Source organism: Streptomyces sp. NPDC091271 (assembly GCF_044757505.1).
Taxonomy (GTDB): domain Bacteria; phylum Actinomycetota; class Actinomycetes; order Streptomycetales; family Streptomycetaceae; genus Streptomyces.
Genome location: NZ_JBIVVD010000003.1, coordinates 629483 through 654440, shown reverse-complemented (window position 1 = coordinate 654440; position 24958 = coordinate 629483). Strand labels below are relative to the sequence as shown.

The 24958-nt window shown below is 71.4% G+C and carries 19 protein-coding genes and 2 tRNA genes; 5 read left to right on the top strand and 16 right to left on the bottom strand.

Going from position 1 to position 24958, the window contains the following annotated elements; all coding sequences use genetic code 11:
* Window positions 1-128: 128 nt before the first annotated feature.
* Entirely contained in the window at window positions 129-2018 is a 1890-nt protein-coding gene (locus ACIQM3_RS14705) for an AMP-dependent synthetase/ligase (protein WP_401623705.1), read from the bottom strand.
* 312 nt (window positions 2019-2330) lie between these two features.
* Entirely contained in the window at window positions 2331-4205 is a 1875-nt protein-coding gene (gene lepA, locus ACIQM3_RS14700; RefSeq protein WP_401623703.1) for a translation elongation factor 4, read from the bottom strand.
* A gap of 215 nt (window positions 4206-4420) precedes the next feature.
* Between lepA and rpsT the strand changes: the two genes are divergently transcribed.
* Window positions 4421-4687 carry a 30S ribosomal protein S20 gene (gene rpsT, locus ACIQM3_RS14695; RefSeq protein WP_014156344.1) on the top strand — a complete coding sequence of 89 codons (267 nt, stop codon included), beginning with the start codon at window positions 4421-4423 and terminating at the stop codon, window positions 4685-4687.
* A 249-nt stretch (window positions 4688-4936) separates the two neighbouring features.
* On the opposite strand, the gene holA is transcribed toward rpsT, so the two are convergent.
* On the bottom strand, window positions 4937-5926 hold the full coding sequence (gene holA / locus ACIQM3_RS14690) for a DNA polymerase III subunit delta (RefSeq protein WP_401623701.1): 990 nt from the start codon (window positions 5924-5926) through the stop codon (window positions 4937-4939).
* 89 nt (window positions 5927-6015) lie between these two features.
* Here holA and ACIQM3_RS14685 point away from each other — a divergent pair, with 89 nt between their 5' ends.
* Entirely contained in the window at window positions 6016-6261 is a 246-nt protein-coding gene (locus ACIQM3_RS14685; protein ID WP_362935807.1) for a hypothetical protein, read from the top strand.
* Between the two features lie 33 nt (window positions 6262-6294).
* Here the strand turns inward: ACIQM3_RS14685 and ACIQM3_RS14680 are convergent, their stop codons facing one another.
* Window positions 6295-7179 (bottom strand): YceI family protein, encoded by an 885-nt coding sequence (locus ACIQM3_RS14680; RefSeq protein WP_401623699.1) that lies wholly within the window; start codon window positions 7177-7179, stop codon window positions 6295-6297.
* 182 nt (window positions 7180-7361) lie between these two features.
* Window positions 7362-8225 (bottom strand): arylamine N-acetyltransferase, encoded by an 864-nt coding sequence (locus ACIQM3_RS14675; protein WP_401623697.1) that lies wholly within the window; start codon window positions 8223-8225, stop codon window positions 7362-7364.
* 100 nt (window positions 8226-8325) lie between these two features.
* Between ACIQM3_RS14675 and ACIQM3_RS14670 the strand changes: the two genes are divergently transcribed.
* Complete coding sequence (locus ACIQM3_RS14670) at window positions 8326-8781, top strand: pyridoxamine 5'-phosphate oxidase family protein (RefSeq protein ID WP_401623695.1); 456 nt, start codon at window positions 8326-8328, stop codon at window positions 8779-8781.
* Between the two features lie 29 nt (window positions 8782-8810).
* Here the strand turns inward: ACIQM3_RS14670 and ACIQM3_RS14665 are convergent, their stop codons facing one another.
* From ACIQM3_RS14665 to leuS, 5 genes are all read right to left on the bottom strand, one after another.
* Window positions 8811-11399: a ComEC/Rec2 family competence protein gene (locus tag ACIQM3_RS14665; protein ID WP_401623693.1), complete on the bottom strand. Its 2589-nt coding sequence runs from the start codon at window positions 11397-11399 to the stop codon at window positions 8811-8813.
* The gene (locus tag ACIQM3_RS14660; RefSeq protein ID WP_401623691.1) at window positions 11396-12073 is read right to left on the bottom strand and encodes a helix-hairpin-helix domain-containing protein; all 678 of its coding nucleotides are present in this window, start codon (window positions 12071-12073) and stop codon (window positions 11396-11398) included. Before ACIQM3_RS14660 ends, ACIQM3_RS14665 begins: the two co-directional genes overlap by 4 nt.
* A 748-nt stretch (window positions 12074-12821) precedes the next feature.
* Window positions 12822-13667, bottom strand: a complete 846-nt coding sequence (locus ACIQM3_RS14655) for a DegV family protein (RefSeq protein ID WP_401623689.1) — start codon at window positions 13665-13667, stop codon at window positions 12822-12824.
* A gap of 188 nt (window positions 13668-13855) precedes the next feature.
* The gene (locus ACIQM3_RS14650; protein ID WP_401623687.1) at window positions 13856-14542 is read right to left on the bottom strand and encodes a hypothetical protein; all 687 of its coding nucleotides are present in this window, start codon (window positions 14540-14542) and stop codon (window positions 13856-13858) included.
* 153 nt (window positions 14543-14695) lie between these two features.
* Window positions 14696-17569: a leucine--tRNA ligase gene (leuS, locus tag ACIQM3_RS14645; RefSeq protein ID WP_401623685.1), complete on the bottom strand. Its 2874-nt coding sequence runs from the start codon at window positions 17567-17569 to the stop codon at window positions 14696-14698.
* A gap of 483 nt (window positions 17570-18052) precedes the next feature.
* Here leuS and ACIQM3_RS14640 point away from each other — a divergent pair, with 483 nt between their 5' ends.
* Together ACIQM3_RS14640 and ACIQM3_RS14635 are read left to right on the top strand one after the other, a co-directional pair.
* Window positions 18053-19285, top strand: coding sequence for a hypothetical protein (locus ACIQM3_RS14640; RefSeq protein WP_401623683.1), 1233 nt, complete (start codon window positions 18053-18055; stop codon window positions 19283-19285).
* Window positions 19282-20856, top strand: coding sequence for a ferredoxin (locus ACIQM3_RS14635; RefSeq protein WP_401623681.1), 1575 nt, complete (start codon window positions 19282-19284; stop codon window positions 20854-20856). Before ACIQM3_RS14640 ends, ACIQM3_RS14635 begins: the two co-directional genes overlap by 4 nt.
* A gap of 82 nt (window positions 20857-20938) precedes the next feature.
* Here ACIQM3_RS14635 and ACIQM3_RS14630 read toward each other — a convergent pair.
* The 6 genes from ACIQM3_RS14630 to ACIQM3_RS14605 all read right to left on the bottom strand — a co-directional run bounded on the left by ACIQM3_RS14630 (window position 20939) and on the right by ACIQM3_RS14605 (window position 24952).
* Window positions 20939-21011, bottom strand: a tRNA-Ala gene (locus ACIQM3_RS14630).
* A gap of 163 nt (window positions 21012-21174) precedes the next feature.
* On the bottom strand, window positions 21175-21408 hold the full coding sequence (locus tag ACIQM3_RS14625) for a hypothetical protein (RefSeq protein ID WP_033305681.1): 234 nt from the start codon (window positions 21406-21408) through the stop codon (window positions 21175-21177).
* Window positions 21409-21861: 453 nt separating this feature from the next.
* Window positions 21862-21934, bottom strand: a tRNA-Ala gene (locus ACIQM3_RS14620).
* 115 nt (window positions 21935-22049) lie between these two features.
* Entirely contained in the window at window positions 22050-22703 is a 654-nt protein-coding gene (locus tag ACIQM3_RS14615) for a histidine phosphatase family protein (protein ID WP_401624355.1), read from the bottom strand.
* On the bottom strand, window positions 22700-23131 hold the full coding sequence (rsfS, locus tag ACIQM3_RS14610; protein WP_401623679.1) for a ribosome silencing factor: 432 nt from the start codon (window positions 23129-23131) through the stop codon (window positions 22700-22702). Before rsfS ends, ACIQM3_RS14615 begins: the two co-directional genes overlap by 4 nt.
* Before the next feature lie 60 nt (window positions 23132-23191).
* Window positions 23192-24952: an LCP family protein gene (locus ACIQM3_RS14605; protein ID WP_401623677.1), complete on the bottom strand. Its 1761-nt coding sequence runs from the start codon at window positions 24950-24952 to the stop codon at window positions 23192-23194.
* Between the last annotated feature and the right edge of the window lie 6 nt (window positions 24953-24958).

Below are 24958 nucleotides of genomic sequence, written 5' to 3'. Positions count from 1 at the left end.
GGGGTGACCAGCGGGGGGGTCCCCTCACGCGCGGGGGGGGGGGGGGGGCCCGCGCGGGGCCGCCCGGGGGGGGGGGGGGGGGGGCCCCCCCCCCCCCCCGGCCCCGGCTCCGACCTGCTCCTCGGCTGTTACGCCTCGCGGGAGCCCGCGTACATGTCCTCGATGAGGTCCTTGTACTCGCGCTCGACGACCGGCCGCTTCAGCTTGAGGCTGGGGGTCAGCTCGCCGTGCTCGATGTCGAGGTCGCGCGGCAGGAGCCGGAACTTCTTGATGGTCTGCCAGCGCTGCAGCCCCTCGTTGAGGCGCTGCACATAGCCCTCGATGAGCTCCACGGTCTGCGGCGCCGCCACCACGTCGGCGTACGGCTTGCCGCCCAGCCCGTTCTCCTGCGCCCAGCCGAGGATGGTCGGCTCGTCGAGCGCGATGAGGGCGGTGCAGAAGTTACGGTCCGCGCCGTGCACCAGGATGTTGGAGACGAACGGGCAGACCGCCTTGAACTGCCCCTCGACCTCGGCCGGGGCGATGTACTTGCCGCCGGACGTCTTGATCAGGTCCTTCTTGCGGTCGGTGATCCGCAGGTAGCCGTCCTGGGAGAGCTCGCCGATGTCGCCGGTGTGGAACCAGCCGTCCGACTCCAGGACCTCGGCGGTCTTCTCGGGCAGCCGGTGGTAGCCCTCCATGAGGCCGGGGCCGCGCAGCAGGATCTCGCCGTCGTCCGCGATCCGGACCTCGGTGCCGGGGAGCGGCTTGCCGACGGTCCCGGTGCGGTAGGCCTCGCCCGGGTTGACGAAGGAGGCGGCGCTGGACTCGGTGAGTCCGTAGCCCTCCAGGATGTGGATGCCGGCGCCGGAGAAGAAGAGGCCGATGTCGGGGGCGAGCGCGGCCGAGCCGGAGACACAGGCCCGGAGCCGACCGCCGAAGGCCTCGCGGATCTTCGCGAAGACGAGGGTGTCGGCGACCTTGTGCTTGGCGCCGAGCCCGAACGGCACGGAGGCCTTGCCGGTGCGCCGGAAGTTGTCCTGCGACACCGTGGCGTACTCCCGGGCGACCCCGGCCGCCCACTGGAAGATCTTGTACTTGGCGCCGCCGCCGGCCCGGGCCTTGGCCGCGACCCCGTTGTAGACCTTCTCGAAGATGCGGGGGACGGCCGCCATGTAGGTCGGCTGGACCACCGGGAGGTTCTCGATGATCTTGTCGACGCGTCCGTCGACGGCCGTGACGTGACCGACCTCGATCTGGCCGGAGGTGAGCACCTTGCCGAAGACGTGGGCGAGCGGCAGCCAGAGGTACTGGACGTCGTCCGCGGTGATCAGTCCGGTCGCCACGGTCGCCTTGGCCATGTACGACCAGTTGTCGTGCGGCAGCCGTACGCCCTTGGGGCGGCCGGTGGTGCCCGAGGTGTAGATCAGGGTCGCCAGCTGGTCGGGGGTGATCGCGGCGACCCGGTCGGTGATCGCGTCCGGGTTCTTCACCAGGTATTCGGTGCCCCGGGCTTCGAGGTCGGCCAGGGTGAGCACCCAGCCCTCGGGGTCGCCCTCCACGGACTCCGCACCGGCGGGGTCGATGACGACGACGTGCGCCAGCTCGGGCAGCCCGGCCCTGTTCTCCCGGGCCTTCGCCAGCTGGGCGGCGTCCTCGGCGATCAGGACGCGGCTGTCGGAGTCGGCCAGGATGAAGGCGGACTCCTCGGTGTTCGTCGAGGGGTAGATCGTCGTGGTCGCGGCGCCCGCGCACATCACGCCGAGGTCGGCGAGGATCCATTCGACGCGGGTGGAGGAGGCCAGCGCGACCCGCTCCTCCGGCTGGACGCCGAGAGCGATCAGACCGGCCGCGATGGCGTGGACCCGCTCGGCGGCCTGCGCCCAGGTGAGCGACTTCCAGTCGTCCGGTCCCTGACCGGAGGCGGCGGGCACCGGATAGCGGTACGCCTCCCCGTCCGGGGTGGCCGCCACGCGGTCGATGAAGAGAGTCGCCACGGAGGGCGGTCGGCTATCGATCAAGGTCTGTGTGTCGCTCACGACGTCCTCCGGGCCTGCGGCATTGCTACGACCGGCTTATGGGTGCTGCTGCTTGTATGTCCTGCTTCTCGTTCCCGCTCGGCCTGCTTGTTTAACTGGCGAGTAACTAACGGGTGGTGATCAGAGTAGAGCGCGTCGGACCGTCACGTAAGAGGCAACAGGCCGCCGCTTGATAACGAACCGGGCCCCTGCGCCACGGACGTCCGCGGCACAGGGGCCCGTTGGGCTACTCCCGGGTACGCCCGACTGCGTACTCCCGGGTGGCCCCGGGCGGGGGAACAGGCCGGCGTCGGGGCGGGCGCCGGGCGGGTGCTACTTCTTGCCCTTGCTCTCGCCGGCCGACTCGTCGGTCGACAGGACGGAGATGAACGCGTCCTGCGGCACCTCCACGTTGCCGACCATCTTCATCCGCTTCTTGCCTTCCTTCTGCTTCTCCAGCAGCTTCCGCTTACGGGAGATGTCACCGCCGTAACACTTGGCGAGGACGTCCTTGCGGATGGCACGGACGGTCTCACGGGCGATGACCCGGGAGCCGATGGCCGCCTGGATCGGCACCTCGAAGTTCTGCCGGGGGATGAGCTTCTGCAGCTTGGCGACGAGCCGGACGCCGTACGCGTACGCCTTGTCCTTGTGCGTGACCGCCGAGAAGGCGTCGACCTTGTCGCCATGGAGCAGGATGTCCACCTTGACGAGCTGGGCGGACTGCTCACCGGTGGGCTCGTAGTCGAGCGAGGCGTAACCACGGGTCTTGGACTTCAACTGGTCGAAGAAGTCGAAGACGATCTCGGCGAGCGGCAGGGTGTAGCGGATCTCGACCCGGTCCTCGGAGAGGTAGTCCATGCCGAGCAGGGTGCCGCGCCGGTTCTGGCAGAGCTCCATGATCGCGCCGATGAACTCGCTGGGTGCCAGGACGGTGGCCCTGACGACCGGCTCGTGCACCTTGTCGATCTTGCCCTCGGGGAACTCGCTCGGGTTGGTGACGGTGTGCTCCGTGCCGTCCTCCATCTCGACGCGGTAGACCACGTTGGGGGCGGTGGCGATGAGCTCGAGACCGAACTCGCGCTCGAGGCGCTCGCGGATCACGTCGAGGTGCAGCAGGCCGAGGAAGCCGACACGGAAGCCGAAGCCGAGCGCGGCCGAGGTCTCCGGCTCGTACACCAGGGCGGCGTCGTTGAGCTGAAGCTTGTCCAGGGCCTCGCGCAGGTCCGGATAGTCGGACCCGTCCAGGGGGTAGAGCCCCGAGAACACCATCGGCTTGGGGTCCTTGTAGCCGCCCAGCGCCTCGGTGGCCCCCTTGTTCAGGGAGGTGATGGTGTCACCGACCTTGGACTGCCGGACGTCCTTCACACCGGTGATGATGTAGCCGACCTCGCCCACGCCGATGCCGTCGGCCGGGGTCATCTCCGGGGAGGAGACACCGATCTCCAGCAGCTCGTGGGTGGCGCCCGTCGACATCATGCGGATGCGCTCGCGCTTGTTCAGCTGGCCGTCGACGACCCTGACGTAGGTGACGACACCGCGGTACGCGTCGTAGACCGAGTCGAAGATCATCGCTCGGGCGGGGGCGTCCGCCTGGCCGACCGGGGCCGGGACGTCCCTGACGACCCGGTCGAGCAGCGCGTCCACGCCGATACCGGTCTTCGCGGAGACCTTGAGCACGTCCTCGGGCTGGCAGCCGATGAGGTTGGCCAGCTCCTCGGAGAACTTCTCGGGCTGCGCGGCCGGCAGGTCGATCTTGTTGAGCACCGGGACGATGGTGAGGTCGTTCTCCATCGCCAGGTAGAGGTTGGCCAGCGTCTGCGCCTCGATGCCCTGGGCCGCGTCGACCAGGAGGACGGTGCCCTCGCACGCCGCCAGCGAGCGGGAGACCTCGTAGGTGAAGTCCACGTGGCCCGGGGTGTCGATCATGTTGAGGATGTGGGTCGCGCCCTTGTCCTCACCCTCGGTGGGCGCCCACGGCAGACGGACCGCCTGGGACTTGATGGTGATGCCGCGCTCGCGCTCGATATCCATCCGGTCGAGATACTGGGCGCGCATCTGCCGCTGGTCGACCACTCCCGTCAGCTGGAGCATCCGGTCGGCAAGGGTCGACTTGCCGTGGTCGATGTGCGCGATGATGCAGAAGTTGCGGATCAGCGCCGGGTCGGTACGGCTCGGCTCGGGCACGTTGGTAGGAGTCGCGGGCACGCAGGGTCCTGATTCTTGAGACGCCGGACGCCGTGTCTCGGGTCGATGTCGGGTCGGACGGATCGATACGTAGCCTCCATGGTCCCACGCCCGCGGGGCCGGGACCGGTTTGGGCCGGTCCGAGGGTGACTGCTACCGTGGGCAGCTGTGCCTCGTGGCCCTCAGAAGCGGCGTGGCGCACATAGAAGATCCAACGAACCTGAAAAGGCTCTTTCGTGGCGAACATCAAGTCCCAGATCAAGCGGAACAAGACGAACGAGAAGGCGCGCCTGCGCAACAAGGCCGTCAAGTCCTCGCTCAAGACCTCGATCCGCAAGGCCCGTGAGGCTGCCGCTGCCGGTGACGTCGAGAAGGCCACTGTGGCCGTCCGCGACGCCTCCCGCCAGCTCGACAAGGCTGTCTCGAAGGGTGTCATCCACAAGAACGCCGCCGCCAACAAGAAGTCGGCGCTGGCGCTCAAGGTTGCCGCCCTCCAGGGCTGAGCTACTGATGTGATCGCCGGAACGGACTCAGCGGGCCCTCTCTCCCGCCCCTGACCGGCAACCCGTGCCGCACACCGAACCTGCGTTCGCCACGCGGGTGCGGCGCACCAAGCGTGAACCGAAGGCCCCGGCAGCGTCCTCCCCAGGACGCCGGCCGGGGCCTTCGCGCGTGCCCCTTGCGGGATGGAAGGCTGCGGGGGCGGGGCCGGGCTGTCCTGGGGGGGCCGGGCTGTCCCATGGGCGGGCTGTTCAGCGGCCGCCGGGGCGTGCCGCGCGGGCTACCGCGACCACGGCCTTCTCCAGGGCGTACTCGGGATCGTCCCCGCCGCCCTTCACACCGGCGTCGGCCGCGGCGACCGCGATCAGCGCCGCCGCCACTCCGTCCGGGGTCCATCCGCGCATCTGCTGGCGCACCCGGTCGATCTTCCAGGGCGGCATGCCGAGCTCGCGGGCCAGGTCCGCGGGCCGGCCGCCCCGGGCCGAGGAGAGCTTGCCGATCGCCCGGACGCCCTGCGCGAGAGCGCTGGTGATCAGGACGGGCGCGACGCCGGTGGACAGCGACCAGCGCAGCGCCTCCAGCGCCTCCGCGGCCCGGCCCTCGACGGCGCGGTCGGCGACCGTGAAGGAGGACGCCTCGGCGCGGCCCGTGTAGTAGCGGCCGACGACCGCTTCGTCGATGGTGCCCTCGACATCCGCGGCCAGCTGCGAAACGGCGCTCGCCAGCTCCCGCAGGTCGCTGCCGATGGAGTCCACCAGCGCCTGGCAGGCCTCCGGGGTCGCGGAGCGCCCGAGCGCCCGGAACTCCGACCGCACGAAGGACAGCCGCTCGGCGGGCTTGGTGGTCTTGGGACAGGCCACCTCACGCGCCCCCGCCTTCCGCACCGCGTCCAGCAGGCTCTTGCCCTTGGCCCCGCCCGCGTGCAGGAGGACGAGGGTGATCTCCTCGGCGGGAGCACCCAGGTACGCCTTGACGTCCTTGACGGTGTCGGCGGAGAGATCCTGCGCGTTGCGAACGATCACCACCTTGCGCTCGGCGAAGAGCGAGGGGCTGGTGAGCTCGGCAAGCGTCCCGGGCTGCAGCTGATCCGGGGTGAGGTCGCGGACGTCCGTATCGGCGTCGGAGGCGCGGGCCGCGGCCACCACATGCTGCACGGCGCGGTCCAGGAGCAGGTCTTCCTGGCCCACGGCAAGCGTGACGGGGGCGAGCGGATCGTCGGTGGAACTACGTCTGGTGGCCATCGCCGTCCAGCATCCCACGCCCCTGTGACAAGGCCGCGGGGCAGCCGCCCCGGCGCACCGCCCGCCCGGGCGTACCGGACAATGACCGGGTGAGCGATGTGAGACATGTGCTGGTGCTGCCCGACCGCGACACGGCGGAGGAAGTGGCCGGGGAGCTGTCCGACCGGTTCGGCGTCACCGAGGAGCCGCAGCTCGTTCGGGACGCCCTGGCGGGCGAGGACGACGCCGAGGACGCCCAGTGGCTGGTGGTGGTGGAGGACCCGGCCGCACGGCTGGACCCGGCGGCGCTCGACGCGTTCGCCGCGGAGTACGAAGGGTGGCTGGAGGCGCCGTAGGGGCCCGGCCGGGCCTCGGGGAGCAGAGCGGGATCAGCCCTTGGGGACGATCTGGATGTCCATCTCGATCTTGATGCTCGGGCCGACCACGGCGATGCCGCGCGCCAGCATCGTCTGCCACGTCAGCGTGAAGTCCTCGCGGTGCAGCTCGGTGGTCGCCCGACAGGCGGCCCGGGTCTCGCCCTCCAGGCCGTTGCCCAGACCGAGGTACTGGGTGTCCAGGGTGACGGTACGGCTCACACCGTGCAGGGTGAGCGCACCGGTGACGCCCCAGCGGGTGCCGCCGCGGTGGACGAAACGCTCGCTGTAGAACTCGAGGGTCGGGTAGCGCTCGATATCGAGGAAGTCGCCGGACCGCAGGTGGTCGTCACGCATCTGGACGTTCGTGTCGATCGACGAGGCGTCGATGATGACGTGCATGGCGGAGTCCTCCATGCGGTCGGCGATCCGCACGGCCCCGGCGAAGGTGTTGAACCTGCCGTGGATGCGGGCCATGCCGATATGACGTGCCGTGAAGGCGATCTGCGTGTGCGACGGCTCGATCTCCCAGTCACCCGGGTCGGGGAGTTGCGGGGGCTGGGCCACCTGGAGGGAGACGTCACCGAGGCTCGCGTGGCCACCCTGTGCCACGGTGGCCGAACCGTGGAACGGGGTGAAGCCCTCAGCCGTGACACCGAGGCGGTAGTCGCCGACCGGGACGGTGGCGACGACGTTCCCGAAGGGGTCCGTCTCTCCGCCGACGACCTTGCGGCCCGCGCTGTCGGTGACGACGAATTCGGCCTGCCGTACGGGCTCGGAGACGGGGTCCAGTACGCGGCAGCTCAGCATTCCGGCGTTCTGCGGAACCGGGAGACCGGCGAGGGGGTTGCTCTGTGCGGTGCCGGACTTCGCTCTGCTGCCTAGCCAACGGCCGAACATGTGCACGTACTCCCCAGGGGCGGTTTCACACCTCGGGCCCCTGACAGCCGGACGTCGTTGTCGGAGCAGCGGCCCGCCGACGAATACGTATTCGATCACCGTTGCGACGTTCGAGGCAAACGCAGCAGCTCAGAGAAGGTTGTGCCGGGCTGTACCCAGCTGTGCACCGCTGTACGCAGGTACTACCTAAGGTCCGTATTGACCGGGGTCCCCGCGGGGGCGCGGTCAGCCCCGGGGGGGCGCACCGTCGGCGGGCGGGTGAGCGCCACCCCGAAGTGGTCGCGGTAGGCGGCGAGTACCTCGTCGTCGTCCTGCAGCTCCGCCTCGTGCCGCTCGCCCCGCACGGTCGTGATCAGGGTCCGCCCGCGGAGCGTCACCCGGCCGTCCGCGGTGCGCCGGGAGCAGATGAGGGACCGTGAGAAGTGGGAATCCGGCGAGGTGCGGTGGTACCAGGATCCGGCCCGGAAGTCCGACAGCACCCGCGGCCGCAGATCCAGTCGGAACTGGCGCGAACCGTCGCGCAGCAGATCGAGGTCTCCCTGCGGCGCCTCCCTGAGCCGGAATTTGCCGCTGGGATCGTCCTGCTCGGTGCGGGCCTCCAGCTCGAGCGGGTGCAGGGCGTGGTCGCCGAACCCGACATCGGCGAGCCACGGGCCCGTACCGTCGTCGGTCCCGACGCGCAGCGCGACGTGGTCGTACGGGATACCGAGGCGTCCGCCGTCGCCGAACACCCGTGCCTGGAGCAGGGTGACGCGGAAGCCCAGCTCCTGGAGCAGTGCGGCGAAAGCGCCGTTGAGCTCGTAACAGAAACCGCCCCGGCGGTCCGTGACGATCTTGTCGACGAGCTTCTCCTCCTCCAGCACGATGTCCTGGCCGAGGTGGATCGAAAGGTTCTCGAAGGGCACGGTCATCAGGTGACGGAGCTGCAGCTCGCGCAGTGCGGTGGCGTCGGCACGCGCGGGGCGGGTCGCACCGATGCGTTCCAGGTAGGCGTCCACCCGGGCGGAGGCCGGCGCGTGGGCCTGCTGCTGCGTTTCCTCGTTCATCCCTGAAGTCTGTCGCGGTGCGCCGGACGGCGCCATGAGCCCGTGGACCTAGGACCGCCGACGGAGGCGGCGCCCCCTGCCGGTGGCTAGCGTGTCGGCCATGACGGAGCGAGAGCCGGCACGCGGCCCGGAACAGCGCAAGCAGGACGCACTCGATCGCCTGGAGAAGGACGAGGACGTCTGGGTGGCGACGGCCTCCGCCGACGGTGTGCCGTGTCTGGTGCCGTTGTCGTTCGTATGGGACCGCGGCACGCTGCTGCTGGCGACCCGCCGCACCAATCCGACAGCGGTCAACGTGACCCCGTCCGGGCAGGCCAGGCTCACTCTCGGGCACACCCGCGATGTCGTGCTGATCGAGGGAACGGCCGAGAGCGTGGAGGGCGCGGATCTTCCCGCCGGATCGGGGGACGCCTTCGCCGAGAAGCTCCACTGGGACGTGCGGGGGCGCGCCGCATGGGTGTATCTGCGCGTCACTCCGTACACCGTCAAGGCGTGGCGCGAGGTCAACGAGCTGGCCGGGCGGGACCTGATGCTCGACGGCACCTGGCTGGTCTGACAGCAGGCGCCGGGCTCGACGTCGCGTCTTCATGAGCGGCCTGCCGCACGCAGCCCCGCGCCGGAACCCGTCACCGCGATCGCACCGTGGACGTCGGTGCGCAGGACCTTCGCTCCCGCCGCCTCGAGCGCTTCGAGCGTACGGGCTGCCGGGTGACCGTACGGGTTGTCCCTGCCGCAGCTGATCAGTGCGAACCTCGGGCGTGCGCTGCGCAGGAGCGCGGCGTCCTGATGGGCGGAGCCGTGGTGCGCGACCTTCAGCACATCCACCCGGGGCAGCACCGGATAGCTGCGCAACACCCCTTGCTGCGCCGGAGGTTCCAGGTCGCCCAGGAGCAACAGGGTGAGACCGCCGGACCGGACGAGGAGCGTGACGCTGGAATCGTTCGGCTCCTCGGTCACGTAGGCCGCTGCCGCCCCCGGCGCGCCGGGCCAGAGCACCTGCCAGTCGAGGGGCCCCGTCCGGCGCCGCTCCCCCGCGACCGCCCGGACCATCGGGACACGCGCGGCCGCGGCCGTTCTCTCCACGAAGGCCGCCTGCTCCGGCGGTTCGTCGAGGCTCGTGGTCTGGATCGCGCCGACCTCGCGGCCCCTCAGCACGCCGGGGAGACCGCGCACATGGTCGGCGTGGAAGTGGGTCAGCAGCAGCAGCGGCACTCGGGTGATGCCGAGGTCGCGCAGGCACCGGTCCACGAGGCGGGGTTCAGGACCGGTGTCCACCACCACTCCCGTGCCGTCCCCGGCGGCGAGCACCATGGCGTCTCCTTGTCCCACGTCACAGAGTGCGAAGGCCCAGCCCGGCGGCGGCCATCCCGTGACGATCCGGGTGAGCGGCGCCGGTCTCAGCACCGCGAGCACCAGAAGGAGCGCGGCGGTGGAGCAGACCCAGGGGTGGCGGGCCAGGCGGCGGGCCGACAGCACCAGCAGAGCCGTGAGGACCGCCAGGAGGGCCGCGCCGCGCCAGCCGCCCGGCCAGTCGGCCTCGGCCCCGGGAAGTGCGGCCCCGGTGCGGGCCACGGACGCGATCCATCCGACCGGCCAGCCGGCGATCTCGGCCAGCACCTCGGCGGCCGGCATGGACGCGGGGGCTACGGCGAGGGTGGCGAACCCCAGGACCGTCGCGGGCGCCACCGCGAATTCGGCCAGCAGATTGCAGGGAATCGCGACCAGACTGACCCTGGCGGCGAGGACCACGACCACGGGTGCGCAGACGGCCTGAGCGGCTCCGGCGGCGGCCAGCACCTCCGCGAGCCGTGCCGGGACCCCGTGCCGCTGAAGAGCGCCGCTCCACCTGGGGGCGAGGGTGAGAAGCGCCCCGGTGGCCAGCACGGACAGCAGGAACCCGTAACTACGGGCGAGCCACGGGTCGTACAGCACCAGCAGCAGAACGGCCGCGGCCAGGGCAGGGATCAGCGATCTGCGCCGGCCCGTCCCGATGGCGAGCAACGTGATCAGGCCGCAGGCGGCCGCGCGCAGGACGCTCGGCTCGGGGCGGCAGACGATCACGAAGGCGAGCGCGATGCCGCCACCCGTCAGGGCGGTCATGCGCAAGGAGAGGCCCAGTCGGGGTGCCAGCCCGCGGCGTTCGCTGCGTGAGGCCGTCCCCGGCGGACCGATGAGGAGGAAGAGCAGGATCGACAGGTTGGCGCCGGAGACGGCGAGCAGGTGCGTGAGGTCGGTGGCCTTGAAGGCGTCGTGCAGGTCGGGCGGGACCCGTGAGGTGTCGCCGACCACCAGCCCCGGCAGGAGGGCCCGCGCATCGGCGTCGAGCCCGTCGGTGGCTTCTCGCAGGCCGGACCGCAGCGTCCCTGCCGTGCGTTGAAGGAGGGTGGGCTCCGTGGTGACCTGTGGCGGGTCGTCCGCATCCGTGCCCAGTACGGCGGCGATGCGCTCCCCCTCGTGACGTGGTGGTGCGAGCCGACCGCTGATGCGGAGGCCTGTCGAGGGCAGCAGCCGCTGCCACCGCGCCGCCGCGTCACCCGGGGCGACCATGACGAGAACGGGGGTGCTGAGGCTGGTGACCCTGCCGTCGGGGGCGGTCAGCCGGTCGACCTCGGCGTCCAGAAGCAGGGAGACGGGCGTGCTGTGATCCCCCTGCACACGCGGCCGGGTCCGGCGGGGGTCGGAGGTGACGGTCACCTCCGCCACGACGCGCGCGTACGACTCCGCCAGACCGGGGACGGGGCCACTACGGGAATCCGCGCCGTGGAGCCCGGCCGCCGCCGCACCGGCCGCTGCGCAGAGCAGTACCCCGGCGGCGGCCGTGGTTCGCGTCCCGGCACGCCGGGGCGCCCCCGCCGGCCCGGCGCCCGCAGCCGTCGTATCCGCCAGGCCCGCCGGATCCGCCGCCCCCACAGCGCCTCGGGGCGCGGCTCGCGGCACGATCCGGGGTTCTGCTCGTGCCACGACCCGGGGTACGGCGATGAGACCGAGCCCCGCGCACCCGCAGAGAACCGCCCCGACCGCCACCCACCGGCCCGGCGCCCCCAGTGCCAGGACGGAGGCCGCCCAGGCCGCCAGGGCCGGAGGGACCAGCCGCAGATCGGCCGGAGCCTCCTGGTGCGGGTCGGCAGCGCCCAGCCGGCGGCCCGAGGCCGCGTGGACGTCAGGTCGGGTCATGGCCTGACCAGCGGCCGGAGATCCGCGAACCGGCGGTCTCCGATGCCGTTGACCTCGCGGAGTTCGTCGACGGAGCGGTAACCCCCGTGCTCGGTACGGTAGTCGACGATGTGCTGGGCGAGCACCGGCCCGACGCCCGGCAGGGTTTCGAGCTGCTCGACGGTGGCCGTGCCGAGGCTCACCGGCGTCGTCGGCCCGGCCTGTCCCGCCGCGCCGCCACCCGCCCCCGTGCCGCCTGCCGGCGGTGGGGGGGCGGGCAGGCCCACCGCTACCTGCTCACCGTCCGTCAGGACACGCGCCCGGTTGAGTGCGGAGACATCGGTACCCGCGCGGACACCTCCTGCGGCGCGCAGGGCGTCCGCGACGCGGGAGCCGGCCGGTAGAAACTGGATCCCCGGCCGGTGCACCTTGCCGCTCACGTCGACGACGATCTGCCCGCCGGGCGCGGTGCCCGTCCGCGCTCCGGCGTCCGGACCGGGCGTGAGGCCCGGCAGGGCCTTCGGGGACCCCGGCCCGCCGTCCTGGACCGCGGCGGCCTCCGCGACCCGGTCGGGCGCGTGTACGGGCTCGGGACGGGCCGACCAGAAGTGTGCCGCCGCGAACACCGCGGCCCCGACCAGGACGACGGCGAGGGCGGCGAGCGCGCGGGGTTCCAGGCCGCATCGCAGCTGCACCCACAGGGGTAAGCGATCCCGCAGAGCGGGCCCGGCTTCTCGCCACCACGGCCTCCGCACGCCGGAGTCGTCGGGCAGTACGCGGCGCAGCGGGTCCGGCGGGTTGGGCGATTCCGGCCGGCCTGTCCCGGAACTCGCGTCGGACGCCGGACGCGGTGGCGTGGCCACTGCCCAGGAAGGTGCGACGCGGGCGCGTCCAGGCCCGCCGGACAGCGCGGTAGCCGTGCCCGCCGACGCCGTGGCAGCAGTGGACGCAGGCCCAACAGGCCCGGACGCGAACCCGGGCGCGGGCGCAGACCGGTCGGCGGCCATGAGCGCGTCCGCGCGGAGCCGGGACGCTGCCGCGATCTCGGCGTCCGCCCCGCGCGGAGTGCGCCGTCGACGCCCGTGCCGGCCGCCGGACGCGGCGCCGGGCGAGCTGCCGGCCGCTCCGCCGGGGCGGACCCCCGGCCTGTGCCGGGCACGCCCCGCCGGGCCGGGCCCGTGGGAGACACGGCGTGCGGCGCGGTGCGTGGACCGGTGCGCCGGCGGGTCCATGGCTGCGTGTGCGGGCAGATCCGCGGGCCGGTGTGCGGGCGTTGGCGCGCCGGCATGGCTCTGCCGGTCTGTGGCACGGTCAGCTGCGAGGAGTGAACGGAGTGTCATGCCTCAGGACGCTAGACACTTCCGGGGAAATCCGCTGAGCTGCCCCAATTACGGTGGATAACTCGCCGGTTGTGGATAACCGCATCACCCGCCGGAGTGACGTTCAGCGCGGTGCGACCACGGCTCCCAGCAGCCCCGGCCCGGTGTGTGCCCCGATCACCGCGCCCACCTCGCTCACATGCAGGTCCACGAGTCCCGGCACCCTGCCCCGCAGCCGCTCCGCCAGCCTCTCGGCCCCGTCCCGAGCGGACAGATGATGGACGGCGATGTCCACAGCCCCCGTTCCGGCCCGCGCGGCGACGATCTCCTCGAGCCGTGCGATCGCCTTGGACGCCGTCCGCACCTTCTCCAGCATCTCGATGCGCCCGCCGTCGAGTTGGAGGATCGGCTTGACGGCCAGCGCCGATCCCAGCAGCGCCTGGGCCGCGCCGATGCGCCCACCCCTGCGCAGGTAGTCCAGCGTGTCGACGTAGAAGAACGCCGACGTGCCCGCCGCCCGCTTCTCGGCCGCGGCCACCGCCTCGTCCAGCCCGCCACCCGACTCGGTGGCCTCGGCCGCGGTGAGCGCGCAGAATCCCAGGGCCATGGCGACCATGCCGGTGTCGACCACGCGCACCGGCACGGGCGCGTCCTTCGCGGCGAGCACGGCGGCGTCGTACGTGCCGGAGAACTCGGCCGACAGATGGAGGGAGACGATGCCGGTGGCCCCCGCCTCGGCCGCGGCTCGGTACGCGGCCGAGAAGACCTCCGGACTGGGCCGTGATGTGGTCACGGAGCTGCGCTTCTGCAGGGCCAGCGCCAGCGACCGGGCCGAGATCTCCGTGCCCTCCTCCAGGGCCTGATCACCCAGGACGACGGTCAGCGGCACCGCGGTGATGCCGTGCCGTTCCATCGTCTGGGGCGGCAGATAGGCCGTTGAATCGGTGACGATCGCGACATGGCGGGACATGAGCCGGAGATTACCTTCCGGGGCGGGGGCACGGCAGCCCGGGCCCGGCCTGCTGATCATTTCAGATCGGTCCCGCATCCGTTCTCGACGCACCCCGAACCTCTTCCGAGGCGTTCAGGACATGCCCGTACGCGGCATCCGGACGTGCCGAGGGCGGCCCGCGTCTCCGTTTCCCCCGCCGATGGCCGTCAGTTCGTGGTCTCCGGCCTGGCCGACTTCTGCCACGGGTAGTCCGCGCGCAGCCTCGGGTCCGGAGGGGTGAGCGAGGGCGGAGTCTCCTCGTCGGCGGGCCCGCTGTGCCCGGCCGTATCGGCCTGTGCCGTCGGCTCCTCGGTCGTCCAGTGGCGCAGAGCCCCGGACTCCAGGTCGATCTGCGCGTTGAGGGCGGCCAGATCGTCGTCGGCGAACTGCCGGGCCCGGTCGCGCGCCGCCCAGCGCAGCGATTCCGCCGAGTGTGTGATGCGCTCCGTACGCTCCTTCAGACCCGGCAGCAGCGTGGCCACCGTCGCCCGGTCCGGCTCGCGCTCCAGCCGCCTGAGCTCGTCGTCGAGCTCGCGTCCGTGCGCGCTCAGGCGCTGGAAGAGCCCCAACGACTCCGACAGGGAGGCGTCCTCCGCCGCCCCGGCGTTCAGCGCCTCCTGGGTCGCCCGCATCGACGTACGCAGCGTGAGCCTCAGCTGCGCGAGCTCCCCCGGCACGCCCGGCTGACCGTAGCTCTTGGCCCGCAGGGCGGTGTCCTCGACGGAGCGGCGCGCCTGCGTGATCGTCCGGTCCACACCGCGCTTGGCGGCGCGCACCGTCTTCACACCGGCGTACACCCCGAGCGCCATGAACGCCACGAACAGCAGCGTCAGGATCAGGATCACGGCTTCCATGAACGCCCCTCGGGTTGTCGGTCGGCAGCCGCGTGCGGTCGCCCCTTCTACCGTAAACGGAACGGGCAGGCCGAGGGTTCCACCGGAACCCCCAACCTGCCCGTAAGGGAAAGCCCTGGCACGCCCGCGGGGACCGCCGGGCCGCCCGCGCCGTTACGCGGGGACGATGTTGACCAGCTTCGGCGCCCGCACGATCACCTTGCGGATCCCGGCCCCGCCCAGTGCGGCGACGACGTTCTCGTCGGCCAGGGCCAGCGCTTCCAGTTCCTCGTCCGAGATCGACGGGGAGATCTCCAGGCGCGCCTTGACCTTGCCCTTGACCTGAACCACACAGGTCACGGTCTCGTCCACGACGTACGCCGGGTCTGCGACCGGGAAGTCCTGGTGCACGACGGACTCGGTGTGACCCAGCCGGCGCCACAGCTCCTCCGCCACGTGCGGCGCCAGCGGTGCGACCAGCAGCACCAGCCGCTCGGCGACCGACCGCGACAGCGGCCCGCCCGCCTTCGTCAGGTGGTTGTTCAGCTCGGTGACCTTGGCGATGGCGGTGTTGAACCGCATCCCCGCCATGTCCTGCCCGACACCGTCGATGGCCTTGTGCAGCGCCCTCAGCGTGTCCTCGCCAGGCTCCGTGTCCACGACGGTGACCTCACCGGTCACCTCGTCGACGACGTTGCGCCACAGCCGCTGCAGCAGACGGTACTGGCCCACGACGGCCCTGGTGTCCCACGGACGCGAGACGTCCAGCGGGCCCATCGCCATCTCGTACAGCCGCAGGGTGTCCGCCCCGTACTCGCCGCAGATCTCGTCCGGCGTCACGGCGTTCTTCAGGGACTTGCCCATCTTGCCCAGGACGCGGCTGACCTTCTCGCCACCGTGGTAGAACGCCCCGTCGCGCTCCTCGACCTCGGCTGCCGGCACCGCGATGCCGCGGCTGTCCCGGTAGACGAAGGCCTGGATCATGCCCTGGTTGTACAGCTTGTGGAACGGCTCGACGGACGAGATGTGCCCCAGGTCGTGCAGCACCTTCGACCAGAAGCGCGCGTACAGCAGGTGCAGCACGGCGTGCTCGGCACCACCGACGTACAGGTCGACGCCACCGGTCGGCTGGCCCTCGCGCGGCCCCATCCAGTACTGCTCGATAGCCGGGTCGACCAGCCGCTGGTCGTTGTCCGGGTCCAGGTAGCGCAGCTCGTACCAGCAGGAACCCGCCCAGTTCGGCATGGTGTTGGTCTCGCGGCGGTACTTTCGCGGACCGGCGCCGTCGCCCAGGTCCAGGGTGACGTTGACCCAGTCGGCGTTCCGGGACAGCGGGGTCTCGGGCTGGGTGTCGGCGTCCTCCGGGTCGAAGGTGCGCGGTGAGTAGTCGTCGACCTCGGGCAGTTCCAGCGGCAGCATCGACTCGGGCAGCGGGTGGGCGATGCCCTCCTCGTCGTACACGATCGGGAAGGGCTCTCCCCAGTAGCGCTGACGGCTGAACAGCCAGTCACGCAGCCGGAAATTGACGGTGCCCTCGCCGACACCACGCGCCTGCAGCCACTCGGTGATCTTCGCCTTGGCGTCGACGACGCCCAGGCCGTCCAGCGAGATCTCCTCGTTGGCGGAGTTGACCAGCTTCGCGTCGTACGAGCCGAACGCGTCGTCCCACGTCGAGGGGTCCAGGCCGCGGTCGTCAGCAGGCTCGACGACGCAGCGCATCGGCAGCTCGAAGGCGCGCGCGAAAGCGAAGTCGCGCGCGTCGTGCGCCGGTACGGCCATGATCGCGCCGGTGCCGTAGCCCATCAGGACGTAGTCGGCGATGAAAACGGGGACCTTCTCGCCGCTGACCGGGTTGGTCGCGTAGGCGCCGGTGAAGACACCGGTCTTGTCCTTGGCCTCCGCCTGACGCTCCACATCGGACTTGGCCGCGGCCTGCTTGCGGTAGGCGGTGACGGCCTCGGCCGGGCTCGCGTGGCCGCCGGTCCACACCGGGTGGGTGCCTTCGGGCCAGGCGGCGGGGATGATCCGCTCGACCAGCTCGTGCTCGGGCGCCAGCACCATGTAGGTCGCGCCGAACAGCGTGTCCTGGCGGGTGGTGAAGACGGTGATGTCTCCGGCCCCGTCGACGGGGAAGTCGACGCGCGCACCCTCGGACCGGCCGATCCAGTTGCGCTGCTGCAGCTTGATGGCCTCGGGCCAGTCCAGCCCGTCCAGGTCGTTCAGCAGCCGGTCCGCGTACGCGGTGATGCGCATGTTCCACTGCCGCAGCTTGGCCTTGAAGACGGGGAAGTTGCCCCGCTCGGAGCGGCCGTCGGCCGTCACCTCTTCGTTGGCCAGCACGGTGCCCAGCCCGGGCGACCAGTTGACGGGGGCGTCCGAGGCGTACGCCAGGCGGTACTGCCCCAGGAGGTCGGCGCGGTCGGCAGCGCTCAGCGCGCCCCACTGACCGCCGCCGGGGACCGGGCGCTCACCGCTCTCGAACTGCGCGACCAGTTCGGCGATCGGGCGGGCCCGGTCGGCCTCGGTGTCGTACCAGGAGTTGAAGATCTGCAGGAAGATCCACTGGGTCCACTTGTAGTAGTCCGCGTCGATCGTCGCGAAGGAGCGGCGCTTGTCGTGCCCCAGGCCCAGCCGGCGCAGCTGGACCTTCATGTTCTCCATGTTGGCCTCGGTGGAGGCCCGTGGGTGTGTGCCCGTCTGCACGGCGTACTGCTCGGCCGGCAGGCCGAAGGCGTCGAAGCCCAGGGTGTGCAGGACGTTGTGCCCCGTCATCCGTTGGTGGCGGGCGTAGACGTCGGTGGCGATGTAGCCGAGCGGGTGACCGACATGCAGACCGGACCCCGAGGGGTACGGGAACATGTCCATGATGAACTTCTTCGGCTTGGCGGCCAGCTCCGGATCGTCCGCCAGGTCACCCGTCGGGTTGGGCGCCTCGTACGTCCCCTCGGCGTCCCAGAAGTCCTGCCAGCGTGCCTCGATGTCGGCGGCCATCGCTGCCGTGTAGCGGTGCGGCGCGGCCACCTCGGCCGCGGAATTCGTCTCGCTCATGATCCTCAAAGCTCCATCGATCGTCATCTGCCGGCGCCCACGTCTACGGACACACGTCTACGGAAACGAAAAATCCCCTCGCACAGGAGGGGACGCCGCGCCGAGTCCGACCAGGCATTCTCACCGGTCGGGAAAGATCAGCGCGGCTCGCTAAGCAGAAGGCGTACGGCACGCATGGCGTCAGGGTACCGCACAGGCCCGGGGCCCGGCCCGGCACATATGCGGCCGAGCGGCCGCCCGGGGCCCGCCGTCCCGCGCCCGGAAGGCACGCTACCCGCGCCAACCCTCCACACGACCCGCACACTCCGGAGGTTACTCCGCGTACTGCCTCCTATCGGGGCAACAGTTCAAACCTCGTACCGGCCGGTATACGGCGACCTAGCATGCCGCAACGGGACCGCATTGCCGAACCATTCGGAGTCGCCCCCCATGAAGCCTCATCGCAGGATCCGCACCTCCCCCTCCATGAGTCCCGGCCCAGGGATGAGCCGCCCGGTGCAGGGCGGGCTGACCGTCGCGGCACTGGTTCTCATCCCTGTGCTCGCCGTCGCGGGGAGCGACGGCATGCGCGCCACGTTCGACTTCACCACCGGCGTCCTGACGCTGGTGTCCCTCACCGCCGCGGTCGCCTGGGGCCTGCTGGCCACCGACCGGGTGTTCCTCTCGACCCGCCAGCGGATCGTCTGCCAGGGCATCCACCGGGCCACCGCAGCCGCCTCGCTCGGATTCCTCCTGCTGCACGGCACGGTGAAGGTCGCCCTGGGGCACGTCGGTCTGCTCGGCGCCCTCATACCGTTCGGCGCGGGCGTGAGCGGCGCGGCAGGCCTCATCGGCTTCGGCTCGCTCGCCGGGCTGCTGATGATCACCACGGCGGCGACCGGCGCCATGCGCAGCGCCTTCGCCACTCCGGGCAGGATCGCCGGCCGCTGGCGCGCACTGCACGCACTGGCCTACCCGGCCTGGTGCTCCGCACTGGTGCACGGACTGTACGCCGGCAGGCAACCCGCGACCTGGGTCGTCGTGATGTACATGCTCTGCCTGACGGCGGTGGTCGCGGCGCTCGCCCTGCGGCTGCTCCCCGGCCCGGCCAAGCGCCTGCTCACCGATCTGGTCATCGGCCTGATCAGTCCGGACGGCCCTCTGGCCGCGCCCGACCCGGTCATACGCTCTTCCCCGCTCCCCTTCCCTGAACACACCGCTCCGCCGGCCGGCCCGGGCCTGCCCCCCGACGCACCCGGCTGGGGCGACGGCGACCGCGGCGCACGCGGTACCCCCGTCCGCCCCAGGACACTTTCGGCCCCGGCGCCAGGAGTCTTCGAACCGCCGGGATACGGGCCACAGCCGTACGACCGGCCGGCCTACGGACACCAGCAGTACGGGCAGCCTCCGTACGAACCCCCGCCGCGCAGCTCCGAGCGGCTCACCCCGAACCCGACACCGGCACCGGCACCGGCACCGGCACCGACGACGGGGCCCCGGCCCGGTATCTCCGCGGCGTACCGGGCTGTCTCCCGGCCTTCCGGCCCCTTTCCGCCGGAGCCGACGGACGACCGCTGGCCCGCTCCGGCCCCCGCGCCTCCCGCGCAGGCGCTCAGGCCCGCGTACGCCCCGCCCTCCGGCCCCGCCTCCACCCAGGAGACCCAGCAGCTGCCGGGGCCGCTCTACCCGCCCTCGGCAGGAGAGCCCTGGAACACACCGGCAGGAGACCGACCGTGAACGTCCCCCTCCCCGATGTGCCCGAGGTCCGCGTCGTCGGGCTCCCCCAGCTGACCACCGGCTTCGACCTGGTGGAACGCCTCGACCTCGCCATGCACCTGAAGGTGCACGGCCCGCTCGAACCGATGACCGGCGAGCGCCTCGCCGAACTGGCCGAGTCCATCTCGCTGCGCGGCCGCGGCGGCGCGGGCTTCCCGTTCGGGAAGAAGCTGCGCGCCGTGGCCAAGGCCTCCATACGGCGCGGCGTACGGCCGGTCGTCGTGATCAACGGCAGCGAGGGCGAACCCGCCTGCCGCAAGGACACCGTCCTGCTCAACCGCACCCCGCACCTCATCCTCGACGGCGCCCTGCTGGCCGCGGAGGCGCTCGGCGCACGCACGCTGGTCGTGGCGGTCACACGCAACTCGACGGAGATCTCCGTACGGACCGCCCTGGCCGAACGCGGTCTGTCCGACCGGCGTGGCCGGCATCTTCGCGCCCGGGTGGTGCGCACCCCGGAGCGCATGGTCTCCGGGGAGGCCTCGGCGGTCATCAGGGCGGTCAACGGCGGTCCCGCCCTCCCGCCGGGCCGCCGCGAGCGCGCCGCGGAGTCGGGCGTCGGCGGCGCCCCGACCCTCCTGTCCAACGCGGAGACCTACGCGCAGCTCGCCGTCGCCGCACGGCTCGGCTCCCGCCGCTACGGGCACACCGGCCTGCCCGACGAACCCGGCACGGTCCTGCTCACGGTCTCCGGGGCGGTGGCCCGCCCGATGGTGATCGAGGTGCCCACCGGCGTGCCCCTGCGTTACGTCCTGCAGCTGGCGGGCGCCCCGCCGCTGCCCCAGGGCGTGCTCACCGGTGGCTATCACGGCAACTGGATCGACGCGCTCGCCACGCACGACGCCATGATCTCCAGGGCCTCCCTGGCCGCGGCGGGCGGCGCGCTCGGGGCCGGCGCCATCCTGCCGATCGGGCCGGAGACCTGCCCGATCGGCGAGTCGCTGAGAATCGCGAACTGGCTGGCCGCCGAGACCGCGGGGCAGTGCGGCCCGTGCAAGCTCGGGCTGCCTGCCGCAGCGGGCGGCCTCTCCGACGTGCTGAACGGCGGCGGCCCCGCCGCCCTGGAGGCGCTCCGCGAGGTGACCCAGGCGGTGAAGGGCCGCGGGGCGTGCAAACACCCGGACGGATCCGCCCGGTTCCTGGCCTCGACCCTCTCGGCGTTCACGGACGATCTGGCCGCGCACGTGCTGGACGGCGGCTGCGGACGGGAGACGCTCGGGGTGCTGCCGCTGCCTTCACCCGGCTACGAGGACCTGGAGGAGTCCGTCCCGAGCGGCGAGAGGCTGGCGGTGGACTGGACGCTCTGCCAGGGCCACGGTCTCTGCGCGGACATCGTTCCCGAGCTGATCAGGCTGGGCCCGGACGGCTACCCGGCGCTCGCGGACGCCACTGTTCCGATGCACCTGCGGGGCCGCGCACAGCGGGCCGTACGGAGATGCCCCGCTCTGGCACTCCGTATCGAACAGGCACCGGCAGACCGTCCCGCGCTCCCGAGTGCACAGCGCAGGGCCCTGGGCAGCGGACACGGCTGATCCGCGGTGCCTCGGCGATGACAGAGGTGACGGACACAACAAGAAGCGGGTCATCCGATCCGGATGACCCGCTTCTTCACTGTGGAGCTAAGGAGAATTGAACTCCTGACCTCCTGCATGCCATGCAGGCGCTCTACCAACTGAGCTATAGCCCCGTGCTGTTTGCCGCCCGGTTCCCCTGGCGACATCGAGAACATTACACGGTCCCACCGGCCCATCAAAAATCGTTTCCACTCTGTCCGCATATGACCGGCGCGCACCGCCCTGACCAGCGGTTGCTCCCGTCATGAGGAGCGTGCGCCGGAGGCACACGGCACGTCAGGCGGTGGCGAAGGAGTAGAACCTCTTCAGCGTGCAGTGCTCCTCGAGGAGCCGGCCGTAGATGGGCTCCCCTTCGAGCTCCCGGTACGTCTCGATGGGGTCGCCTTTTATGATCAGCGCCCGTGCGCACTCCTCGCACCAGTACTGGAACTCCGCGTTGACGGGGTCCATGTCCCGGACGATGGGCGTACCGCTGCCGCACCAGTCGCACTTCCTCCTGTGTGCACCCATCCGGTCAGCTCCGGGGGTGGCCGCAGGCCGTGCACGCGGAGGGGCCCTCTTGCGGGGCGTCGGAAGAACGGGTCGCGGTGGGTCCATGAGCGGCGGAGCGGTGACCGGCGGAGCGATGGGTCGCGGCGGGGGTAAGGGGCGGGCCCGGGGCCCGTACGCGGCTCGCAGGCATCGCGCTCCCTCCCGATCGGTCCGTCGCCCCCTCCGGCGCTCCGATTCTGCCATGACCCCGCAAGGAGGTCAGCCCGACGACCGCCCCGCTGGGCGGCTTTGCCCTGAAGGAAGGGGACCGGAGCGGCCGGCCGGCCTGCGAAGAAGGCACCGGAGCGCCCTGCCGACCCTTGTCCCAGGCGGGCCAGGGCAGTTGAGGCGTTGCGGCGCGGACCAGCGCACCGCATCCTCATGAACGGCAAAAAAAGATCCCGCCCCCTACTGGGGACGGGATCTTGACTGTGGAGCTAAGGAGAATTGAACTCCTGACCTCCTGCATGCCATGCAGGCGCTCTACCAACTGAGCTATAGCCCCGCTGTTCGCTGTGTTCTCTGCGTTTCCGCGCTGCGAACAAGAAGAACTTTAGCCTGCGACGAGCCGGAAAGTGAAATCCGGTCCCCGGCGCCCTGAGGGGGCCTCCGGGCACCCGCTAGTCGTCGTCCCCGAGCACCGGTTCAGGAAGCGTCCCGGCGTTGTGTTCGAGGAGGCGCCAGCCGCGCGCGCCCTCGCCCAGCACGGACCAGCAGCAGTTGGACAGCCCTCCGAGCCCCTCCCAGTGGTGGGCCTCGAGACCGAGCAGCCGGCCGATGGTCGTCCGGATGGTGCCGCCGTGGCTCACGACGACGAGCGTGCCCGCGTCGGGCAGCTTGCCGGCGTGCTCCAGGACCACCGGGGCGGCCCGGTCGGCGACCTCGGTCTCCAGCTCGCCACCGCCCCTGCGGACCGGCTCACCGCGCTTCCACGCGGCGTACTGCTCGCCGTACTGCCCGACGATCTCCTCGTGCGTGAGGCCTTGCCAGGCGCCCGCGTACGTCTCGCGCAGCGCTGAGTCGTGCGCGACGTCGAGACCGGTGACCGAGGCGAGCTCTGCAGCCGTGGCCGCCGCCCGCCGCAGGTCGGACGCCACGATCGCGTCCGGCTGCAGCGAGGCGAGCAGCCGGGCGGCGCGGCGTGCCTGGCCGACACCGGTCCCGGTCAGCTCGATGTCCGTGGAGCCCTGGAAACGGCGCTCCAGATTCCACGCCGTCTGTCCGTGCCGCCAGAGGACGATCTTGCGGCCCCTGCCGCTGCTGCTGCCGTTCAGCTCTGGTCACCTTCCGTGCCGCCGTTGAGCTGGGCGTGCTCCTCGGCCTTGCCCCGGGTCTTGAGCGCGTCCTCGGGGAGAGCGATCTCGGGGCAGTCCTTCCACAGGCGCTCGAGCGCGTAGAACACGCGCTCCTCGCTGTGCTGGACGTGGATCACGATGTCGACGTAGTCGAGAAGGATCCAGCGGGCGTCGCGGTCACCCTCGCGGCGCACCGGCTTGGCGCCGAGCTCCTTCTGCAGCCGCTCCTCGATCTCGTCGACGATCGACTTGACCTGGCGGTCGTTGGGAGCCGAGGCCAGCAGGAAGGCGTCGGTGATCGACAGCACCTCGCTGACGTCGTAGGCGATGATGTCGTGCGCGAGCCGGTCGGCCGCCGCCTGGGCGGCGGCGTTGATGAGCTCGATGGAGCGGTCCGTGGCGGTCACATGCAGGCTTTCGTCGGCGGTCAGATCGACCTCTAGGGTCTCACGGACCGCCGACAGCCCTTACGACGTCGGCTCGGAGATCTTGTAGTCCTGTCCGAGGGCGACGGACACGTCGGCGTTCGCGGCCGGCTTGCCCTTCTTCACAGCGCTCTCCGGCAGGCCCAGGGTCTTGGCGACCTCGACCGCCTTCGCCTTGTCCTCGGCGGCCCCGTAGACCACCTCGGACGACGCCGCGGCGTCCGCCTTACCGCTGTCGACGAAGGCGTAGCCCCCGTTGACGAGCTGCACCCTGGCGTTCTCCGTGCCCTTCGTGTCGCCCGTGGCGTTCTTGATGCCGACGCGCACTGCCGCGTCCTGGTCCGGAGCCTTCACCTTGCCGCCCAGGACGTCCTTGACGACACTCTCGGTGGCCGCGTCGGTGAGTGTTCCGTCGCTCTGGACCGGGAGCAGCTCCGTCTCGTAGTCGCCCACCTTGGCGTGCCCGGCGAGCTTCGCGAGCGAGGCACCCAGGTCCTGCTCCGGCAGGGACGGGTCGAGGATCTGCGCGAGGGTCTCGATGGTGACGGTCGCGGCCTTGGGGTCCTCGGACAGCTTGCGCAGCACGCTGCGCAGGACCTGCCCGAAGCGCATCAGCTGCTTGGCCTCCGGCTCGCCCGCGCCCTGGTAGGTGGCGTACGCGACGGCCGTCGGGCCGCTCAGCGTCTGTGCCTTCCCCTTGTTCACCAGGGGCGCCGCGCCCTTCTTGGAGTCGGGCACAGCGGTGTCGGTGTCGACCTCGATGTTGCCCACGAGCTCGACGAGGTTCTCCAGGTACGGGGTGTCGAGGCGCCAGGTTCCGCTGATGCTGGTGCCGAGCAGGGTGTCGATCGCCTCACGGGTGCCGGTGGACCCGTCGTCGTCGACGGACTTGCCGAGCGTGGTGGTGGACCCGTCGTCCGCGGCCACGGCCAGCGAGTTGGGGAGCAGCACGGTGGTGCCCTGCTCGGTGGTGACGTTGTCGACGAGCAGCGCCGTCGAGGTGCCGCCCTTCTTGGTGTTGTGCAGGTGGACGACGATGACGTCCCGCTTCTGCGGACCCGTCGCCGCGGCGTTCTGCTCGTCCTTGCCCGAGACTCCCGGGATCTTTCCGGCGAACCAGAGGTAGCCCGCTCCGCCGACGACCACGAGAGCCACGACGACTATGAGCGCGACCATCCGGTTGTGCCCGCGCCGGCGTGCTTCCTCGCGCCGCTCGCTGCGGCTCTCGGTGAACTTGAGCCAGTCGATGACGTCTTCGGAGTCCTCGTCGGGCTCCTCGATGAAGGAGAACTGCTCGGTGCGGTAGTCGCGGTCGGCACGGCGTTGCCCGGGGAGGGCCGCGTCCGCCGGCGGTTCCGGTTCACTCCGCTGTTCCGGGAACGGGGGCGGGGGCGCGGCCGCCGGTGCGGCGGGGGCCTGGGGCGCGTTCCACTGCTGGGTGGAGTCGTCCACGGCCGGCTGCCGGCCGGTGTCGTAGCCGTACGCGCCGTAGCCGCCGTCGTAGCCGTACCCCTGCTGCGCCTGCTGCGCCGGCTGGGGCTGCTGGGGCTGCTGGGGCTGCTGGGGCTGCTGGCCGGCGTACGGGTCGTACTGCTGCTGCGTACCGGCGTACGTGTCGTAGCCGTAGCCCTGTTGCGACTGCCCGTCCTGGTGGGGCTGCCCGCCCTGCTGGGGCTGGGGCTGCTGGGCGTACGGGTCGTACTGCTGCTGGCCCTGCTGCTGATAGACCGGCTGCCCGTACTCGTCGTAGCCGATGATCTGCGGCTGCTGGTACGGGTCGTACGGGTCGTGTCGGTCGGTCACAGGTGC

Bases quoted from the DNA above. Each gene is read 5' to 3' on its own strand.
- holA (WP_401623701.1), bottom strand. From the start codon at position 5,926: ATGGCCACCAGACGTAGTTCCACCGACGATCCGCTCGCCCCCGTCACG.
- ACIQM3_RS14680 (WP_401623699.1), bottom strand. From the start codon at position 7,179: ATGTTCGGCCGTTGGCTAGGCAGCAGAGCGAAGTCCGGCACCGCACAG.
- ACIQM3_RS14675 (WP_401623697.1), bottom strand. From the start codon at position 8,225: ATGAACGAGGAAACGCAGCAGCAGGCCCACGCGCCGGCCTCCGCCCGG.
- ACIQM3_RS14670 (WP_401623695.1), top strand. From the start codon at position 8,326: ATGACGGAGCGAGAGCCGGCACGCGGCCCGGAACAGCGCAAGCAGGAC.
- ACIQM3_RS14665 (WP_401623693.1), bottom strand. From the start codon at position 11,399: ATGACCCGACCTGACGTCCACGCGGCCTCGGGCCGCCGGCTGGGCGCT.
- ACIQM3_RS14655 (WP_401623689.1), bottom strand. From the start codon at position 13,667: ATGTCCCGCCATGTCGCGATCGTCACCGATTCAACGGCCTATCTGCCG.
- ACIQM3_RS14650 (WP_401623687.1), bottom strand. From the start codon at position 14,542: ATGGAAGCCGTGATCCTGATCCTGACGCTGCTGTTCGTGGCGTTCATG.
- leuS (WP_401623685.1), bottom strand. From the start codon at position 17,569: ATGAGCGAGACGAATTCCGCGGCCGAGGTGGCCGCGCCGCACCGCTAC.
- ACIQM3_RS14640 (WP_401623683.1), top strand. From the start codon at position 18,053: ATGAGCCGCCCGGTGCAGGGCGGGCTGACCGTCGCGGCACTGGTTCTC.
- ACIQM3_RS14625 (WP_033305681.1), bottom strand. From the start codon at position 21,408: ATGGGTGCACACAGGAGGAAGTGCGACTGGTGCGGCAGCGGTACGCCC.